This is a genomic window from Nocardioides sp. zg-1228, from assembly GCF_017086465.1.
GTDB lineage: Bacteria > Actinomycetota > Actinomycetes > Propionibacteriales > Nocardioidaceae > Nocardioides.
This window is the reverse complement of the sequence record NZ_CP070961.1, coordinates 3,878,064-3,894,660: the sequence shown is the minus strand read 5'-3', so window position 1 is coordinate 3,894,660 and position 16,597 is coordinate 3,878,064. Positions and strand designations below refer to the sequence as shown.

Here is a 16,597-nt window from a genome sequence, read left to right as displayed (position 1 = left end):
CGCGATCGCCCGTCATGGGTAGCGGGGCCGGGTCATCCGGCGATCGGGGTCAGGTCGGACGGCAGGACCGCGGGCACGCCCCGAGCGTGGCGGGGCCGTAGCGTGGTGTCGCCCGTGCAGGCCGGGTCGTCGAGCTCGGGGAGCTCCACGACGCGGGTCGGGTCGGGCCCCCCGGTGACCGGCAGCGTCACCCGCAGGTCCGTGCCGCCGGCGCCGAGCCGGGCGGTGAGCACGGCGGGCCCGGCGTCGAGCTCGCGGACGAACGTCGCGAGGGTGGCTCCACCCCCGCCGCAGGCGGCGTAGGTGAGGCGCCACCCGGGCAGCCGCCCCGCCAGCTCGGCGAGCGTCGTCACGTCGGCCGTGGTCTCGGCGGCGGGTGCGCGGCGCCGGTTGACGCCCTCCTCCAGGCTCACCGACGCCACCCGCAGCCCGAGGTCGGCGAGCCCGGGGTCGGCGGCGGCCTGCTCGAGCAACGCGTCGACCCCGTCGGGGTCGTCGGCCTCCCACGCCGCGTCGGCGTCGGTCGCGCCCGCGTCGCCGATCGGGGCCGAGGCCAGGGGCGGCGCCTCGAACGGGGGCGACTCGGCGTCGAGGCACGTGCGCTCGACCGGGTCGGGCACCGCCCACGCGGTGTCGAGGTGGTGCCGGCCGACGACCTGCACCGCGGCGCTCGCGCCGTCGCCGTCGGGCGCCACGACCAGCTGGGCCACGGCGTCCTGCGTCGGCGCCACGAGCGCGACCCGGACGGCGTCGTCGCACGTGCTCGACGTGGGCGCCCAGCCCGCGGACCGGGCGACCCGCAGCTCGGCCCGGGCGGCGCGCTCGACGCCGGCGGCGTAGGGCGTCGTGCGCTGTGCGACGACCCGGTCGACCTGACCCCTGCTGCCGAGCGCCGGGCCGGCCACTGTCGCGGAGGTGGGCGCGACCCACGGGTCGGACCACACCGCGACCGCCGCGTCGACGTCACTGGCGTCGGAGACGATGCCCGCGTCGTCGGAGCAGCCGGCGAGCACCGCCGCCGTCACGACGGCGACGGCGCTCAGGACGGCGTGACGGCGAACCACGGCTCGTCCCACCCGGAGACACCGAGGTCGCCCCTGGTGAAGTCGTCGCGCGAGACCGTCTGCTCGCGTCCCGTCGCGGGGTCGTAGATCCTCAGCGAGTCGCCGTCGCCGCCGGTGACGAGGACGACGTGGCCGGGCCGGGTGGTGTCGCCGACGTAGAGGGGCACGTGGTGGCCGTCCTCGACCGAGTCGGCGATGTGGTCGTAGGTCGCGCCGCGGTCGCCCGGGGCCACCGTCTGCACCTCGTAGTCGCGCCCCGGCGCGCCGCTGCCGTCCTGCGCGGACATCTCGTTGGCGAGCGCCCACGGCTGGGTGCCGGCGGCCTCCGGCCACGGGAACTGGAGCTCGCCGTCACGGTCGCGGACGGCGTTGGTGCGCTCGTGCATCGCGAGCGACTCGTCGGCGAAGCGCTGCTCGGGGGTGCGCGGGTCGGTGACACCGGTCGCGGCGTCGTAGCCGGTCTCGATCCACAGCGCGTAGGCCGGGTCGTTGAGCATCCGCGACATCACCAGGCTCGAGGAGCCGCAGGTCGTCTGGTCGGGCTGGGAGTAGGAGCCGTCGGTCGGCGGGTCGAGGCCGTCGAGCTGGGCGGGGCTCATCGTGTGGAGCTTGGCGAGGTAGTTGGCCAGGGCGGCGCCGGTCAGCCCCGAGGCGACCCCGGCGAGGATCCACGCGCGCTCCTGGTCGCTGCGGGCGCCGGCGAGGGCGTCGCGCACCGCCTGCTGCTGCGCGGGGGTCAGCTGGTCGAACGCCTCGTCGTAGGCGGCCAGGGCGGAGCCCGACAGCGGCCCCTCCTCGTCCTCCCAGGCGTTGACCAGCGACACCGCGCTGATGCCCCGGGGCAGCGAGTCGGGCAGGTCGATCTCGTCCATCGCCCGGCGGATCGCGGCGCGGGCCACCCGCACGGCGTCGCGGGCGTCGGCGTAGGAGCCGATCGCCTCCCGCACGGCGTGGACGACCCCCGCGACCACGCCGCGGAGGTGGTCGACGAGCTCCCACGGCATCAGGTCGCCCCACGAGAGCTCGAGGTTGTTGCGCAGCATGTCGTCGGCCCGGGCGTGCCGCTCGCGCGCGTCGGCCATCGCGTCGGCGAGGGTCTCGAGCGCGGTCACGACGCCGGTCGCGGCGGGAGGGACGGTCGCCGTACGCGTGCCCAGGCGCCGCATCGAGGTGCGGAAGGCGTCGCCCGACGTGCCGCGCCACACGGTCGCGTCGATGCGCTCGCGGCAGGTGTCGAGCTCGCCGCACCCGCGCTCGACGACGCCGGCGATGCGCCGCCACGCGGCCGCCGCGGCCGTCAGGTCGCGGGGGTCGGGGGCGGGCGGGTCGGTGGCGATCTCCACGGCCGTCGCGACGGCGTCGACGATCGTCTGGGCGGCGTCCCACGGCGGCCAGAGGTCGATGTCCTCGACGACCGCCAGGACGCCCCTCAGCCGGGAGACGGTGTCATCGAGCAAGCCCATGGAACTCTCCCGCCGAGCTGCCGTCGGTCGCCTCGAAGTCGGCGATGCACTGCTCGGTGCCGGTGCGGTGCTCGTCGATCACGCCTCGCACGACGCGCAGCACGCCTTCCATGTCGCCGGCCGCGTCGGCCAGGGCGTCGGCCAGGTCTCCGAGGGCGTGACCGGCGGCCTCGCCCGTGTGGTCGAGGCCGTCCTGGACCTCGGCGCGTGCGTTGTCGCCGTAGTGCCATCCGGCGCGGACCGCCGCGGGGTCGAGCTCGATGGTCATGGTGCCTCCTGTCAGGAGGATTCCCCTCCCGGTGGCGATCAAACAAGGCGGTCGGCGGCTGTGCAGTCGGCGTCGGCGGCGACGGCTTGGCCGGGGCTGGCAGGGTGGAGGCATGGGAATGGCGAAGAAGCTCGCGACGCTCGGCATCGCGAAGAAGGTCTACGACGAGGCGCGCAAGCCCCACAACCAGGCCAAGATCCGCTCGGCCGTGCAGAAGGTCCAGGAACGCCGCGGCGGCAAGCGGTCCTGAGCCCGCCGGGCCGCGGCCGCGCAGGCCTGTCCCGGGCGCAGGCCGGGACGGGCCGGTTGCCACGCCCGCCCGGTGGGCGTAGGACTGGTGCATGACCACCACACCCGTCGAGCCCGACGCCGACCCCGAGGTCGTGCCGTCCGGCGACCCCTCCGTCAACCCGATCGACCCGGGCGAGGTGCCCGACTCGCCCATCCCCGAGACCCGCCCCGACGGGGAGCAGTAGCGCCGCACCCCCGGCTGCCTATGCTCGCGGCATGACGATCCAGCAGCCCACCGCCCTCACCCACGCCGCGATGCTCGGCCTCGGCGTGCACCGGCCCCAGCGGCTGGTGACCAACGACGAGATCTGCGAGGTCCTCGACTCCTCCGACGAGTGGATCCAGACCCGCTCCGGCATCCGGACCCGCCGCTTCGCCGGCGCCGACGAGACGCTCATCGGCATGTCGATCTCGGCGGCGGAGAAGGCGCTGGCCGCGGCCGGGATCGCCGCCGACCAGGTCGGCTGCGTCATCGTCGCCACGTCGACGCACCCCGAGCACACCCCCGCCTCCGCGCCGCAGGTCGCCAGCGCGCTCGGCATCACGGCCGCCGCGTTCGACATCTCCGCCGGGTGCGCGGGCTTCTGCCACGCGCTCAACCTGGCCGCGTCGATGGTGCGCGCCGGCGCGGAGAGCCACGTGCTGGTGATCGGGGTGGAGCAGCTGAGCCGCTTCATGGACCCCGCCGACCGGGGCACCGCGTTCATCTTCGCCGACGGCGCGGGCGCGGTCGTGGTGGGTCCGTCGGAGACGGCGGGGATCGGCCCGACCGCCTGGGGCTCCGACGGCTCGCAGGCGCACGTCATCACCCAGACGCCCAGCTGCCTCGGCGGACCCTCCGACCGCGAGCACCCGGTGGTGCAGATGGAGGGCACCGCGGTCTTCCGCTGGGCGCCGTTCGCGATGGCGAAGGTCGCCCACGAGGCGCTCGATCTGGCCGGCGTCCCGGTCGAGGAGCTCGACGCCTTCATCCCGCACCAGGCCAACCTGCGGATCACCCAGACCCTCGCCAAGAACATCCGGCTGCCCGAGCACGTCGCGATCGCCACCGACGTCGTCGACTCCGGCAACACCTCGGCCGCGTCGGTGCCGCTGGCCATGGAGGCGATGCTGCGCCGGGACGAGGCCGCGGCCGGCGACACCGCGCTGCTCATCGCGTTCGGCGCCGGGCTCAGCTATGCCGGACAGGTCGTGACCCTCCCCCCGCTCGGCGGGTGAGCCGGCCCCGTCCCGCACGGGGGCGACCGGCGGGCTAGGTTCGCGTCCATGGCTCACCACTGGATCGCCACCCGCCCCGGCGGGCTCGACGTCTTCTCCTTCGAGGCCTACGACGTGCCCGCGCCCCCGCGCGGTGAGGTCACGATCGCGGTCCGCGCGGCCGGGATGAACCCGGCCGACGCCAAGCACGTCGCCAGCGGGTCGGGCGACTTCCCCCGGGCCGTCGGCTACGAGGTCGCCGGGGTGGTCAGCGCCGTCGGGCCCGACACCGACATCGCCACGGGACCTGTGGCGGTGGGCGACGAGGTGCTCGCCTTCCGGATCAGCGGTGGCTGGGCGAGCGAGGTCACGGTCCCGGCGCAGGACGTGTTCGCCAAGCCCGCAGCGCTGTCGTTCCCCGAGGCGGCCAACCTCCTGCTCGCGGGCACGACGGCCGCCGAGATGCTCCACGTCACCGGCGTGGCCGCGGGCGAGACGATCCTGGTGCACGGTGCCTCCGGGGCGGTCGGCGTGAGCGTGCTGCAGCAGGCGGCGCGCCTCGGCGCCCGTGTGATCGGCACGGCCAGCCCGGCGCGCCACGACGTCGTCGCCGGCTTCGGCGGGGTGCCCGTGGGCTACGGCGACGGCCTCGAGCAGCGGGTGCGCGACGCCGCGCCCGACGGGATCGCCGCCGCGCTCGACTGCGTCGGCACCGACGAGGCGATCGACACCTCGCTCGCGCTGGTCGCCGACCGTCGTCGCGTCGTCTCCATCGCCGCACCCGGTCGCGCGAAGCAGGAAGGCATCATCGCCATCGCCGGCGCGCTGCCGGCCAGCAAGGCCTTCCGCGCCTCGGTGCGCGCCGACCTCGTCGACCTCGCCGGCGCCGGTGGGCTCGTCGTCCCCGTCGCGCGCACCTTTCCGCTCGCCCACGCGCTCGAGGCAGCCGAGCTGCTGATGGCCGGGCACCCGGGCGGGAAGCTCGCGCTCGAGCCGTGAGCGTCGAGACGGCTCAGGCGCCGGGGCCCGGCCCCTCGGCGAGGAGCCGCCGTTGGTCGACCAGCTCCCGGGTCGCGCCGAGCGCCTCCGAGACCTCCCAGGCGACCTGGGCGGCCCGCGCTCCGAGCTGGCCGGTGCGCGCGCCGTCCATCCGGACCGTCGGCACGGAGAGGCCGAGTGCGCCGACCACCGAGCCGGTGTGGTCGAAGACGGGCGCGGCGACGGCGCGGATGCCCGGGGTGCGCTCGGCGTCGGACCCCGCCCAGCCGCGTCCGCGGGCGACCGCGAGCTCGGCTGCGAGCTCCACCGGGTCGGTCACCGTCTTGTCGGTCACCGGCTCGATGCCGCGTGCGAGGGCCGCCTGCTGCCGCGCCCACGGCAGCATGCACAGCATCGCCTTGCCGGGCGCTCCGTGGGTCAGCGCGATGGGGACCCCGAGGTCGGTGTAGTGACGCCGCAGCTCCTGGCGTGACTCGACCTGGTCGACCACCGTGCGCTCGTACGTCGCGAGCAGCTCGTGCAGGCCGACGGTCTCGTCGACCTCGTCGCGCAGGGCCACCATGTAGGGGCGGGCCGCCTCGCGCAGGCCGGACGGGACGGCGCCCGAGCGCCCGAGCTGCACCAGCAGCGGACCCGGCCGGTAGCGCTTGTCGGGGCCCTGCTTGAGGAGCCGGTTGACGGTCATCGAGCCGAGCAGCCGGTGGGCGGTGCTGGTCGACAGACCGGTCAGCCGGGCGATGTCGGTGATCCCGAGGGCGGCGTGGTGGGCGTCGAAGCACCGCAGGATCGCGACGGCTCGGTCGATCGACTGGACGCTGCTGCGCTCGGTCGGGCGCTCGGTCGGGCGCTCGTTCATGGTGTCGTCCCTCGGTCCACGGAGTCAGTGTGCCGGAGTCCGGCGTTTCCCTTGACGACCCATGTGGCGTGTGCCACAGTTCCCACATGACGGCAAGCAATCCCACGATACGGGAAAACTCCTCACGGCGTCCACTCGAGGGCTTCCGGGTCCTCGACCTGACCCGCTTCCTCTCCGGCCCCTACTGCACGATGGTGCTGGCCGAGCTGGGCGCCGACGTGATCAAGGTGGAGCAGCCGCACACCGGTGACGACTCGCGGCGCATGGCGCCCAAGATCGACGGCGAGAGCTACCCGTTCGCGATGCCCAACCGCAGCAAGCGGTCGGTGTCGCTGGACCTCAAGACCGACAAGGGCCGGGAGCTGTTCCTCGCGATGGCCGAGACGGCCGACCTGGTGATCGAGAACTTCCGACCGGGGGTCGCCGACCGGCTCGGCATCGGCTACGACGGCGTGAAGGCCGTCCGCGACGACATCCTCTACTGCTCCATCAGCGGGTTCGGCCAGACCGGTCCCTACCGCGAGCGCCCCGGCTTCGACATCATGGCGCAGGGCATGGTCGGCTTCCTCCGGATGACCGGTGAGCCGGGCGGGCGACCCGCCAAGGTCGGCATCGCGGTCAACGACATCGCCGCCGGCGCCACGGCGATCTACTCGATCCTGGCCGCCCAGATGCAGCGGATGACCACCGGTCAGGGCCAGTACATGGACATCTCGCTCGTCGACGCGGGGCTCGCCTGGGCCGTGTGGGAGTCCGGCGCCTACTTCGGCGCCGGCGAGGTGCCGCAGCCGACGGGCACCCGGCACCGCCGGTCCACTCCCTACCAGGCCTACCGCACCAGCGACGGCTACGTGACCATCGGTGCCGCCAACGATCGGCTGTGGCTGAGGCTCCTCGGCGCCCTCGACCGCCCCGAGTGGGAGAACGACCCGCGCTTCCTCACGCTGCCCGACCGGATGGCCCACATCGACGAGCTCGAGGCCGAGATCGAGGCGATCACGATCACGCGCACCACCGACGAGTGGATCAAGGCCATCGACGCCGTCGGCGTCCCCTGCGGCCCGGTGCTCACCTTCGACGAGACCCTCGACGACCCGCACGTCCAGGCCCGCGGCATGATCGCCGAGCTCCACCACCCGGTCATCGGCGAGATGCGGACGATCGCCCCGCCGACCAAGTTCTCCGCGATGGACTACTCCGTACGCGGACCCGCGCCGTGGCTCGGCCAGCACACCGCCGACCTGCTGCGCGAGATCGGCGAGAGCGAGGACTCGATCGCCGCCCTGTTCGCCGACGAGGTCGTCTTCGACGCCCGACCCGACCTGCACGACCGACTCGAGGGAGAAGCCTGAGCATGTCCGACCACATCCTGGTGGAGCGTCGCGACGCGATCGCGACCGTCGTCCTGAACCGTCCCGAGAGCCACAACGCGATCAACGTCGCGATGTACCGCGACCTGCCCGACGTCGTCCGCGACCTCGACGCCGACCCGAGCGTCAAGGTGATCGTGATGCGCGGCGCCGGCACCCGGTCCTTCGCCTCCGGCGCCGACATCACCGAGTTCGAGGCCGAGCGCAGCGACGCGGTGAAGGCGAAGGCCTACAACGTGAAGGTCGCCGCGGCCGAGCACGCGATCGAGGGGCTCACCAAGCCCTCGATCGCGATGATCCACGGCTACTGCATCGGCGGCGGCGCCGGCCTCGCCCTGGCCTGCGACATCCGGTTCGCCGACCGGGCGGCGAAGTTCGCCGTGACCCCGGCCAAGCTCGGTCTGGTCTACAGCCTCGAGTCGACCAAGCGGATGGTCGACCTCGTCGGCCCCGCGCGCACCAAGTGGATCCTCTTCAGCGGCCTGCAGGTGCCCGCGGCCCGCGCCTACGAGCTCGGCCTCTTCGACGAGGTGGTCGACACCGAGGACCTCGAGGAGCTGACCTACGGCTTCGCCGAGACGGTGTGCAGCCGGGCCCAGTTCAGCGTCCGAGCCGGGAAGGTGATGGCCGACAAGGTCGTGGCCGGGCAGGTCCGCGACGACGAGGCCACCCTCGACCTGCGCAACTCCTCCTTCGACACCGAGGACTTCGCCGAGGGCGTCCGGGCGTTCATGGCCAAGCGTCCGCCCAGCTTCACCTGGTCCTGACATGACGACCACAGCGACCGGACGCGCCGTGCCGCGCGTCGACCCCGACGAGGTGTCGGCCCTGGCGCGCGAGGCGGCGTCCGATCCGGCCTGGGAGTTCGGCTCCTTCTTCCTCAGCCGGTTCCTGCAGCTCGAGATCTCCTATGACGAGCCGGAGCAGACCTGCACCGTCGTCCTTCCGTACGGCCCTCACCTGTGCAACCCGCAGGGCTCGGTGCACGGCGGTGTCATCACCACGGCCCTCGACATCTCGATGGGCCACCTCTGCAAGAAGTTCCTGTCACCGGCGGTGACGATCGAGATGCAGATGCGCTTCTTCCGTCCCCTCACCGGGACGGGCACCTGCACCGGCCGACTGATCCGCTCGGGTCGCCGCATCGTGCACCTCGAGTCGCGGATGACCGACGACCAGGGACGACTCACCGCTCTCGGAACCGGGTCGTGGCACCGCCTCGACGCGGTGTGACCCACGCACCGACCACTCTCGACCCGGCACGGCAGCGCCGTGCCCCGCAACCAGGAGGAACCATGAAGCACAAGAGGATCGCAGTCGCTTCAGCGGCGGCGCTGATGCTCACCCTGAGCGCCTGTGGTGGCGACTCGGACGGTGGGTCGGGCGGGGCGTACCCGTCGGAGGACATGGACTGGACGATCGCGTTCGGCCCGGGCGGCGGCAACGACCTCATGGCGCGCACGATGGTCGACATCCTGCAGCGCCAGGACCTCTACCCCGAGAACATCCGCGTCGAGAACCGCGACGGCGGATCGGGCGCCACCGGGTGGGGCTACCTGCTCAACCAGTCCGGCGAGGGCTACGGCATCTCGACGACCTCGGGATCGTTCATCACCACGCCCCTGCAGGCCGACACCGGCTGGGAGCCGACCGACTTCACCCCGGTGGGCCTGCTCGCCGCCGACAACGCGCTGCTCATCGCGTCCGGCAAGGCCGACTTCCAGAGCTACGAGGAGTGGGTCGACTACGCCACCGAGAAGGGCAAGGTCGTGGTCGGCGGGATCGGCACGGTCAACGTCGACTACATCATCCAGCAGATGATCGCCGACGCCGAGGGCTACGAGATCGACTACGTGCCCTACAACGAGGAGGGCCAGATGCAGACCTCGCTGCTCTCCGGTGCCATCGACACGATGATCTCCAACCCCGGCTCGATCATGGGCCAGATCGAGGCCGGCCAGGTGACGCCGCTGCTCTTCACCGGACCCGAGCGCCTCGAGGCGCTGCCCGACGTGCCCACCGGCGAGGAGAACGACATCTCCGACATCCCGTCGATGCCGCGCGGCCTGATCCTGCCCCCCGAGGCCCCCCAGGAGGCGCAGGACTGGTGGATCGAGACGATGCAGGAGGTCGTCGAGACCCCCGAGTGGCAGGAGTACCTCGACGAGAACTACCTGCTCGAGGACGAGCGCTGGGGCGAGGACTTCACCACCTACCTCGACGACACGCAGACCGCGTTCGAGGAGCGACTCACCGACCTCGGTGCGCTGTGACGCTCGCTGACGCAGCCACGCCCGCGGCCCGGCCCCAGGGCCGGGCCGCGGGGTGGGTCCGGCCCAAGACCGTCTTCCTGGCGGGCGTGCTGGTCGTGCTCGCGGTCTACACCGAGATGGCCTTCGGCCTCGACTGGCGCACCCAGGCCGGCCGGATCGGTCCGGGGTTCTTCCCGCGGATCGTCGGCGTCGGCGGCCTGCTGATCACGCTGTGGGCCCTGGTCACCGCCATCCGCACCCCGGAGGACGACGAGGTGGTGGCCCTCGAGGACGAGGTCGGTGACGCCGACCTCGGCAAGCACCCGCGACTGCTCGCGATCATGGTGCTCGCCGCCGCCGCCCTCGTCGCCACGCTGCTGTGGCTCGGCACCATCATCTCGTGCGCGCTCTTCCTCGGCGTCATGTTGAGCCTGCTCAACCGCGGGCACCACGTGACCAACGCGGTCGTCGCCATCTGCCTGCCGCTCGTGATGTACATCCTGCTCCAGACCCTCCTGAACGCCGGGCTGCCCGAGGGCATCCTGCCGCGCTTCTGACGACCGGAACCCCGACATGGACATCTTCGACAACCTGGCCAACGGCATCGTCGCCGTCGCCACCCCGATGAACCTGCTGCTGCTGTTCGCAGGCGTCATGCTCGGCATGATCGTGGGGGTGATGCCGGGCCTCGGCCCCTCGGCCGGACTTGCGATCCTGCTCCCGCTCACCTTCACGCTGGACCCGACGGGCGCGGTGGTGATGCTGGCGGCGGTCTACTACGGCGCGATGTACGGCGGCACGATCACCTCGGTGCTGATCAACACGCCGGGCGAGTCGGCGACGGTCGCCAGCACCTTCGACGGCTATCCGCTCGCCAAGCAGGGCAGAGCCGGACCGGCGCTGGTGATGGCCGCCATCGGCTCGTTCGTCGCCGGCACCATCGGCGCCGTGCTCATCAGCATCGCCTCGCCGGCCACCGCTTCGCTCGCGGCCACCTTCGGCCCGCCCGAGCTCTTCCTCGTCGTCGTCCTCGGCCTGCTCACGCTGATCGTCATCATCGGCGGCAACCGGCTCCTGGGCGCCCTGTCGGCGCTGATCGGCTTCGGCATCGCCACCGTCGGCATCGACATCGGCACGGGTCAGCAGCGCTACACGTTCGGCTCGGTCGAGCTGATCAACGGCATCGACTTCATCCCCGTCGCCATCGGCCTCTTCGGCGTCGGCGAGATCCTGCACACGCTGTGGCGCGGCGGCCACCTCGAGAAGCTCGCCTACTTCAACGTCTCTGCCCGCTCACGGGGCTTCTGGCCCACCAGGACCGACCTGCGCGAGTCGGCCGGGCCGATCACCCGAGGATCGTTCCTCGGCTTCTTCGTCGGCGCCACGCCCGGTGCCGGCGCCACGGTCGCCTCGCTCATGTCCTACAACCTGGAGAAGTCGGTCTCCAAGACGCCCGAGAAGTTCGGCAAGGGCGCGATGGCCGGCCTCACCGGCCCTGAAGCGGCCAACAACGCCGCCTCCTCGGGCGCGATGGTGCCGCTGCTGACGCTCGGCATCCCGGGCTCGGCGTCGACCGCGGTGCTGATCGGCGGCTTCATGATGTGGGGGCTCCAGCCGGGGCCGCTGCTGATGACGCAGAACCCCGAGTTCGCGTGGGGCCTCATCGCCAGCATGTTCCTCGGCAACATCATGCTGCTGCTGGTCAACGTGTTCTGCATCCCGGCATTCGCCAGCATCGCCCGGGTCCCGTTCCGGGTCCTCGGCCCGACGATCATCGTGATCTGCGTCCTCGGCACCTTCACGGTCAACGGCTCGATCGTCGAGGTGGCGATCATGCTCGCCTGCGGCGTGCTCGGCTTCTTCATGCGCCGCTTCGGGCTCTCCCCAGCCGCGATGGTCATCGCGCTCGTGCTCGGCCCCATGGCGGAGGAGTCGCTGCGCCAGACCATGATCATCTCGGGCGGCACCTTCGGGATCTTCTGGGACCGCACCACCTCCCAGGTCCTGATCGCGCTGATCGTCCTGCTCCTGGTCCTCCCGCTCGTCACCCGGCTCATCAAGCGGGCCGCAGCCCGCATCATCGCGCGCCTCGGCGCCATGCGGCGCCGTCACGCCCGCGGCGGCACCCCGGTCCCGCCGCCCGAGGATCTTCCCGGCCCGTCCGGTGACGCGCCCACGGACGGCTCCACGGACGACGGTGACCGTGGGCCCACGCCCGAACGCGTGGACTCCCGTTGATCGCCAGCATCCTCGCCACGTCGGCGGCGGCCCTGGTCGGCGCGGGCGTCGCCACCGCGCTCAAGCTCCCGGCGGCGCCGCTGCTGGGGGCGATGATCGGGGTCGCGGCCCTCTCGCTGTCGAGCGAGCTGAGCTGGCAGGCGCCGGGCGGGGCCAAGTGGGTGGTCTACGTCGCGATCGGTGCGCTGCTCGGGCAGTCCGTGACCCGCGAGTCGCTCGTGGCGCTCCGCTCCGCGGCGGTGCCCATCGTCATCACCGTCGTGCTGTTCCTCCTCTTCGGGCTGGCCCTCGCCTGGGGACTGTGGAGGTTCACCGACTTCGACGTGCACACCGCACTTCTCTCCACGGCACCGGGCGGCATCGCCCAGATGGGAGCGTTGTCGGCCGAGGCCAACGCCAACGTCCCCGTCGTGCTGTCGATCCACGTCCTGAGGATCACGTCGGTCATCGTGCTGATGAGCCTCGGACTCAAGCTGATGGGAGGACGATCATGAACCCGTCCGGACACCACCACCACCGCTCGCTCGACGGCGTACGCGTCGTCGACCTGAGCCGCGCGCTCGCCGGTCCCTACGCCACGATGATGCTGGCCGACGTGGGCGCCGACGTGCTCAAGGTCGAGCCGCCGTCGGGCGACGACAGCCGCGGCTGGCTCCCCTTCGCGCCGCCCGGCCCCGACGCCGCGCCGGACACCACCGAGGAGTCGGCCTACTTCCTCTCCGCCAACCGCGGCAAGCGCTCGGTGCGCCTCGATCTCAAGTCGCCGGAGGGCGCCCAACGCCTCCGCGACCTGTGCGCCGACGCCGACGTCCTGGTCGAGAACTACCGCCCGGGCCTGCTCGCCAGGCTCGGCCTCGACCCCGCCTCGCTGCGCGAGGCCAACCCGCGACTCGTGACGCTCTCCATCACCGGCTTCGGGTCGGGCGGCCCCGACGGCGACCGCCCGGGCTTCGACCAGATCGTGCAGGCCGAGGCCGGGCTGATGAGCCTGACCGGCGAGGCCGACGGCGACCCCACCCGCGTCGGGCTGCCGATCGCCGACATCCTGGCCGGCATGTTCGGCGCCTTCGGCGTGATGTCGGCCCTGCGCGAGCGCGAGGCGACCGGCGTCGGCCGGGCCGTCGAGACGAGCCTGCTCGCGGCCGTCGCCTCGGTCCACGCCTTCCACGGCTCCGGCTGGCTCAACGGCGGCCGGGTGCCGGCCCGCACCGGCAACCGGCATCCCTCGATCGCGCCCTACGGCACCTTCCGGTGCGCCGACGCCTCCCTGGTGATCGCGGTCGGCTCGGAGTCGCTGTGGCGACGCTTCGCGGCGGTCGTCGGCATCGACCCGGCGCGTCCCGACGTGGCCACCAACCGCGACCGGGTGGGCAACGTCGACGCCCTCCAGGCCGAGATCGACGGCCTGCTCGCCGACCGCGCGGCCGAGGACGTCCTCGCCGAGCTGGCCCGCGAGGGAGTGCCCGCGGGCCGGATCCGCAGCATCCCCGAGGTCTACGCGTGGGAGCAGGTCCGCCACCTCGGCCTGGTCCACCAGCTCCAGCACACGACCCTCGGCCAGGTGGCCGTGCCGGGCGGCGCGCTGCGCTACGACGGCGCGGCCTCGGCCTCACCGGTGCCCCCGCCCCTGCTCGGCGAGCACGAGGACCTCGCGTGGGACCGGCCCTGGCTCGACCAGAGCGACGCCGCGGACGGTGCGGCATGAGCGCCGTGTCGTACGCCGTGATCGGTGGCGGGATCCTGGGCGCGGCCGTCGCGCGGCGCCTCCAGGTGGTCGACCCCGACGCGTCGGTCACCGTGTGGGAGAAGGAGGACCGGCTGGCCGCGCACCAGACCGGACGCAACTCCGGCGTCGTGCACGCCGGGCTCTACTACGAGCCGGGCTCGCTCAAGGCGACCCTGTGCCGGCGCGGGGTCGGCCTGCTCCGCGACTTCTGCGACGAGCACGACATCGCCTACGACGCGTGCGGCAAGGTGCTCGTCGCCCTCGACGCGGCGGAGGAGGGCCGGCTCGACGCGATCGAGGCCAAGGCGCTCGCCAACGGCGTGCCCGGCATCCGCCGGCTGTCGGCCGGGGAGCTGCAGGAGATCGAGCCCCACGTGCGCGGGGTGGGCGGGCTGCACTCGCCGTCGACCGCGATCGTCGACTTCCCCGGCGTCACCCGCCGCCTCGCCGAGCTCGTGGAGCGAGACGGCGGCACCGTCCGGCTCTCGACCGAGCTGACCGGCGTCCGGCACGACGGCACGGGCGTGGTGCTCACCGCCCGCACGCCCGACGGCCCGCTCGAGGAGCGCTTCGACCGCGTGGTCCTCTGCACCGGGCTGTGGGCCGACCACACCGCCGAGCAGGCGGGCGACACGCGGGAGCCGCAGGTGGTGCCCTTCCGGGGCGAGTACCTCCTGCTGCGCCCCGAGCGCCGCTCCCTGGTCAACGGCCTCGTCTACCCGGTGCCCGACCCCCGCTACCCGTTCCTCGGCGTGCACCTGACGCCCCGGGTCGACGGTGAGGTGATGGTCGGCCCCAACGCCGTGCTCGCCCTGGCCCGCGAGGGCTACGACTGGCGCACCGTCTCCGCGCGCGACCTGCGCGAGATCGCGGCCTACGACGGGTTCCGTCGTTTCGCGCGCCAGCACTGGCGCACCGGCGTGATGGAGATGGCCGGGTCGCTGAGCCGCCGCCGCTTCGTCGCCGCCGCGCGCCGCTACGTGCCCGAGCTCCGGCTCGACGACGTGGTGAGCGGGCCCAGTGGCATCCGGGCGCAGGCGCTCGAGCGCAGCGGCGCGCTGGTCGACGACTTCCGGATCACCACCCGCGACCGGGTCACCGCGCTGCGCAACGCCCCGTCGCCGGCGGCGACCTCCAGCCTGGCGATCGCCGAGCACGTCGTCGACGTCGTGCTGGGCCGCGAGGTGGCGCGGTGAGCGACGTCCACCTCGACCGTGGCCTGTGGATGGTGCTCGCCTCGCCGTTCGACGACGGCCTCGCACTCGACACCGCCTCGCTGGAGCGTCAGCTCACGCTCGCCGACTCGGTGTCGGCGCAGGGCGTGGTCGCGCTGGGCGTCTTCGGCGAGGCCGACGCGCTGACGCGCGCCGAGCAGCAGGACGTCGTCCGCACGGTGACCACCGCCTCCGACCTGCCCGTCGTGATCGGGCTGTCGGCGCGCACCACGGCCGTCGCGGTCGACCAGGCGCTGTCCTGCCTCGAGGCCGCGCGGCGACCGCCCCGGGCGCTCATGGTGCAGGTCAACTCCCCGCGCACCGAGGTCGCCGTCGAGCACCTCACCGCGATCCACCGGGCGACCGGGCTCCCGGTCGTCGTGCAGGACTACCCGGCCGCCTCCGGCGTCACCGTCGCCGGCGACGTGCTGGTCGAGGTCGTCCGCGCCTGCGCCGGCTTCGCGGCCGCGGTGAAGGCGGAGGCCGCGCCGACCCCGCCCGCGATCGCGACGCTGACCGGCGCGGTCGAGGTCCCCGTGTTCGGCGGGCTCGGCGGTGTCGGCCTCGTCGACGAGCTCGCCAGCGGCGCCGCCGGGGCGATGACCGGGATGAGCCACCCCGAGGGGCTCCGCGCCGCGCTCGACGCCCACGAGGCCGGCGGTTTCGCCGAGGCCCACCGGGCGTGGGCGCCGTGGCTCCCGCTCGCCAACTTCGAGGGCCAGCTGCGGATCGGGCTGTCGATCCGCAAGGAGATCCTGCGTCGTCGCGGCGTGCTCGCGACCGGCCGGGTCCGCCCGCCCGCCGCCGCCCTTCCCGCCACGATGGTGCCGCTGCTCGAGCAGCACCTCACCCACCTGCCCCCCACCTCTGGAGGAACCCCATGGATCTCGACCTGACAGGCAAGGTCGCCCTCGTCCTCGGCTCGACCGCCGGACTCGGACGCGCGTCCGCGGAGGCGCTGGCCGCCGAGGGCGCCCACGTCGTCGTCGCGGGGCGCCGCGCCGAGCTCGTCGACGCGCTCGTCGAGTCGCTGCCGTCCGCGGCCGGCGTGGTCGCCGACGTGACCGACCCCGACACCCCGGCCCTGCTGGTCAACCGGGCCCGCGAGAGCTTCGGCGAGGTCGACATCGTCGTCCTCAACGGCGGCGGCCCGCCGCCCGGCCCCGCCGACGCCTTCACCGCCGAGACCGCCCAGGCGGCGTTCGACCTGCTCCTCAAGCAGCACATCAGCCTCGTGGGCCAGGTGCTGCCCGGGATGCGCGAGCGCCGGTGGGGCCGCATCGTGGCGATCGGGTCGAGCGGCGTGCAACAGCCGATCCCCACGCTGACCGCGTCCAACGTCGGGCGCGCCGCGCTCGCGGCCTACCTCAAGACGCTCGCGGGCACGGTGGCCGCCGACGGCGTCACGGTCAACATGGCCCTGCCCGGCCGGATCGACACCGATCGAGTCGCCCAGCTCGACCGGGCCGCGGCCGAGCGCACCGGCACCACGCCCGACGCCTCCCGCGCCTCCTCGGAGGCGGCGATCCCCGCCCGACGCTACGGCGACCCTGCTGAGTTCGGCGCGGTCGTCGCGTTCCTCGCCTCGCAGCAGGCGGCGTACGTCACCGGCGAGCAGGTCCGCGTCGACGGCGGACTCGTCGGCGCCTACTGACCCCC

Annotated in this window: 19 protein-coding genes; 15 read left to right on the top strand and 4 right to left on the bottom strand. The window is 73.4% G+C overall.

The window, feature by feature from the left end; all coding sequences use genetic code 11:
* Window positions 1-32 precede the first annotated feature (32 nt).
* Genes JX575_RS18750 through JX575_RS18740 form a run of 3 tightly spaced genes read right to left on the bottom strand, consistent with a single transcriptional unit; the run spans window position 33 to window position 2,795 of the window.
* Window positions 33-1,064 (bottom strand): hypothetical protein, encoded by a 1,032-nt coding sequence (locus tag JX575_RS18750; RefSeq protein WP_186339551.1) that lies wholly within the window; start codon window positions 1,062-1,064, stop codon window positions 33-35.
* Window positions 1,040-2,527 carry a hypothetical protein gene (locus JX575_RS18745; RefSeq protein ID WP_186339550.1) on the bottom strand — a complete coding sequence of 496 codons (1,488 nt, stop codon included), beginning with the start codon at window positions 2,525-2,527 and terminating at the stop codon, window positions 1,040-1,042. The genes JX575_RS18750 and JX575_RS18745 overlap by 25 nt, the downstream gene beginning before the upstream one ends.
* Complete coding sequence (locus JX575_RS18740) at window positions 2,511-2,795, bottom strand: hypothetical protein (protein WP_186339549.1); 285 nt, start codon at window positions 2,793-2,795, stop codon at window positions 2,511-2,513. Before JX575_RS18740 ends, JX575_RS18745 begins: the two co-directional genes overlap by 17 nt.
* 112 nt (window positions 2,796-2,907) lie before the next feature.
* On the opposite strand from JX575_RS18740, the gene JX575_RS18735 reads away from it, so the two are divergent.
* The 4 genes from JX575_RS18735 to JX575_RS18725 all read left to right on the top strand — a co-directional run bounded on the left by JX575_RS18735 (window position 2,908) and on the right by JX575_RS18725 (window position 5,282).
* A complete protein-coding gene (locus JX575_RS18735) occupies window positions 2,908-3,045 on the top strand; it encodes a hypothetical protein (protein WP_186339548.1) in 138 nt (45 codons plus the stop codon).
* A gap of 91 nt (window positions 3,046-3,136) precedes the next feature.
* A complete protein-coding gene (locus JX575_RS19865) occupies window positions 3,137-3,271 on the top strand; it encodes a hypothetical protein (protein WP_260988502.1) in 135 nt (44 codons plus the stop codon).
* Between the two features lie 31 nt (window positions 3,272-3,302).
* Window positions 3,303-4,304: a beta-ketoacyl-ACP synthase III gene (locus tag JX575_RS18730; RefSeq protein ID WP_186339547.1), complete on the top strand. Its 1,002-nt coding sequence runs from the start codon at window positions 3,303-3,305 to the stop codon at window positions 4,302-4,304.
* A 48-nt stretch (window positions 4,305-4,352) separates the two neighbouring features.
* Window positions 4,353-5,282 carry an NADP-dependent oxidoreductase gene (locus tag JX575_RS18725; RefSeq protein WP_186339546.1) on the top strand — a complete coding sequence of 310 codons (930 nt, stop codon included), beginning with the start codon at window positions 4,353-4,355 and terminating at the stop codon, window positions 5,280-5,282.
* A 13-nt stretch (window positions 5,283-5,295) separates the two neighbouring features.
* Here JX575_RS18725 and JX575_RS18720 read toward each other — a convergent pair whose 3' ends face one another.
* Window positions 5,296-6,138, bottom strand: a complete 843-nt coding sequence (locus JX575_RS18720) for an IclR family transcriptional regulator (RefSeq protein ID WP_186339545.1) — start codon at window positions 6,136-6,138, stop codon at window positions 5,296-5,298.
* 86 nt (window positions 6,139-6,224) lie between these two features.
* On the opposite strand from JX575_RS18720, the gene JX575_RS18715 reads away from it, so the two are divergent.
* The 11 genes from JX575_RS18715 (at window position 6,225) to JX575_RS18665 (ending at window position 16,592) form a co-directional block, all read left to right on the top strand.
* The gene (locus JX575_RS18715; protein WP_186339544.1) at window positions 6,225-7,490 is read left to right on the top strand and encodes a CoA transferase; all 1,266 of its coding nucleotides are present in this window, start codon (window positions 6,225-6,227) and stop codon (window positions 7,488-7,490) included.
* A gap of 2 nt (window positions 7,491-7,492) precedes the next feature.
* Window positions 7,493-8,275: an enoyl-CoA hydratase-related protein gene (locus JX575_RS18710; protein WP_186339543.1), complete on the top strand. Its 783-nt coding sequence runs from the start codon at window positions 7,493-7,495 to the stop codon at window positions 8,273-8,275.
* Between the two features lies 1 nt (window position 8,276).
* Window positions 8,277-8,741 carry a PaaI family thioesterase gene (locus JX575_RS18705; RefSeq protein WP_186339542.1) on the top strand — a complete coding sequence of 155 codons (465 nt, stop codon included), beginning with the start codon at window positions 8,277-8,279 and terminating at the stop codon, window positions 8,739-8,741.
* A 62-nt stretch (window positions 8,742-8,803) separates the two neighbouring features.
* A complete protein-coding gene (locus JX575_RS18700; RefSeq protein WP_186339541.1) occupies window positions 8,804-9,781 on the top strand; it encodes a tripartite tricarboxylate transporter substrate-binding protein in 978 nt (325 codons plus the stop codon).
* On the top strand, window positions 9,778-10,317 hold the full coding sequence (locus JX575_RS18695; protein WP_186339540.1) for a tripartite tricarboxylate transporter TctB family protein: 540 nt from the start codon (window positions 9,778-9,780) through the stop codon (window positions 10,315-10,317). Before JX575_RS18700 ends, JX575_RS18695 begins: the two co-directional genes overlap by 4 nt.
* 16 nt (window positions 10,318-10,333) lie before the next feature.
* Window positions 10,334-11,998, top strand: coding sequence for a tripartite tricarboxylate transporter permease (locus tag JX575_RS18690; RefSeq protein WP_186339539.1), 1,665 nt, complete (start codon window positions 10,334-10,336; stop codon window positions 11,996-11,998).
* Window positions 11,995-12,492 carry an AbrB family transcriptional regulator gene (locus tag JX575_RS18685; protein ID WP_186339538.1) on the top strand — a complete coding sequence of 166 codons (498 nt, stop codon included), beginning with the start codon at window positions 11,995-11,997 and terminating at the stop codon, window positions 12,490-12,492. The genes JX575_RS18690 and JX575_RS18685 overlap by 4 nt, the downstream gene beginning before the upstream one ends.
* A complete protein-coding gene (locus JX575_RS18680; RefSeq protein WP_186339537.1) occupies window positions 12,489-13,703 on the top strand; it encodes a CoA transferase in 1,215 nt (404 codons plus the stop codon). Before JX575_RS18685 ends, JX575_RS18680 begins: the two co-directional genes overlap by 4 nt.
* Window positions 13,700-14,920, top strand: coding sequence for an L-2-hydroxyglutarate oxidase (gene lhgO, locus JX575_RS18675; RefSeq protein ID WP_186339536.1), 1,221 nt, complete (start codon window positions 13,700-13,702; stop codon window positions 14,918-14,920). Before JX575_RS18680 ends, lhgO begins: the two co-directional genes overlap by 4 nt.
* A complete protein-coding gene (locus JX575_RS18670; RefSeq protein WP_206054452.1) occupies window positions 14,917-15,834 on the top strand; it encodes a dihydrodipicolinate synthase family protein in 918 nt (305 codons plus the stop codon). Before lhgO ends, JX575_RS18670 begins: the two co-directional genes overlap by 4 nt.
* Window positions 15,819-16,592 carry an SDR family oxidoreductase gene (locus tag JX575_RS18665; RefSeq protein ID WP_186339535.1) on the top strand — a complete coding sequence of 258 codons (774 nt, stop codon included), beginning with the start codon at window positions 15,819-15,821 and terminating at the stop codon, window positions 16,590-16,592. The genes JX575_RS18670 and JX575_RS18665 overlap by 16 nt, the downstream gene beginning before the upstream one ends.
* Window positions 16,593-16,597: the final 5 nt, after the last annotated feature.

Coding starts and splice junctions, on each gene's coding strand:
- JX575_RS18745 (WP_186339550.1), bottom strand. CDS start 2,527: ATGGGCTTGCTCGATGACACCGTCTCCCGGCTGAGGGGCGTCCTGGCG.
- JX575_RS18740 (WP_186339549.1), bottom strand. CDS start 2,795: ATGACCATCGAGCTCGACCCCGCGGCGGTCCGCGCCGGATGGCACTAC.
- JX575_RS18735 (WP_186339548.1), top strand. CDS start 2,908: ATGGGAATGGCGAAGAAGCTCGCGACGCTCGGCATCGCGAAGAAGGTC.
- JX575_RS19865 (WP_260988502.1), top strand. CDS start 3,137: ATGACCACCACACCCGTCGAGCCCGACGCCGACCCCGAGGTCGTGCCG.
- JX575_RS18730 (WP_186339547.1), top strand. CDS start 3,303: ATGACGATCCAGCAGCCCACCGCCCTCACCCACGCCGCGATGCTCGGC.
- JX575_RS18725 (WP_186339546.1), top strand. CDS start 4,353: ATGGCTCACCACTGGATCGCCACCCGCCCCGGCGGGCTCGACGTCTTC.
- JX575_RS18720 (WP_186339545.1), bottom strand. CDS start 6,138: ATGAACGAGCGCCCGACCGAGCGCCCGACCGAGCGCAGCAGCGTCCAG.
- JX575_RS18715 (WP_186339544.1), top strand. CDS start 6,225: ATGACGGCAAGCAATCCCACGATACGGGAAAACTCCTCACGGCGTCCA.
- JX575_RS18710 (WP_186339543.1), top strand. CDS start 7,493: ATGTCCGACCACATCCTGGTGGAGCGTCGCGACGCGATCGCGACCGTC.
- JX575_RS18705 (WP_186339542.1), top strand. CDS start 8,277: ATGACGACCACAGCGACCGGACGCGCCGTGCCGCGCGTCGACCCCGAC.
- JX575_RS18700 (WP_186339541.1), top strand. CDS start 8,804: ATGAAGCACAAGAGGATCGCAGTCGCTTCAGCGGCGGCGCTGATGCTC.
- JX575_RS18690 (WP_186339539.1), top strand. CDS start 10,334: ATGGACATCTTCGACAACCTGGCCAACGGCATCGTCGCCGTCGCCACC.
- JX575_RS18680 (WP_186339537.1), top strand. CDS start 12,489: ATGAACCCGTCCGGACACCACCACCACCGCTCGCTCGACGGCGTACGC.
- lhgO (WP_186339536.1), top strand. CDS start 13,700: ATGAGCGCCGTGTCGTACGCCGTGATCGGTGGCGGGATCCTGGGCGCG.
- JX575_RS18665 (WP_186339535.1), top strand. CDS start 15,819: ATGGATCTCGACCTGACAGGCAAGGTCGCCCTCGTCCTCGGCTCGACC.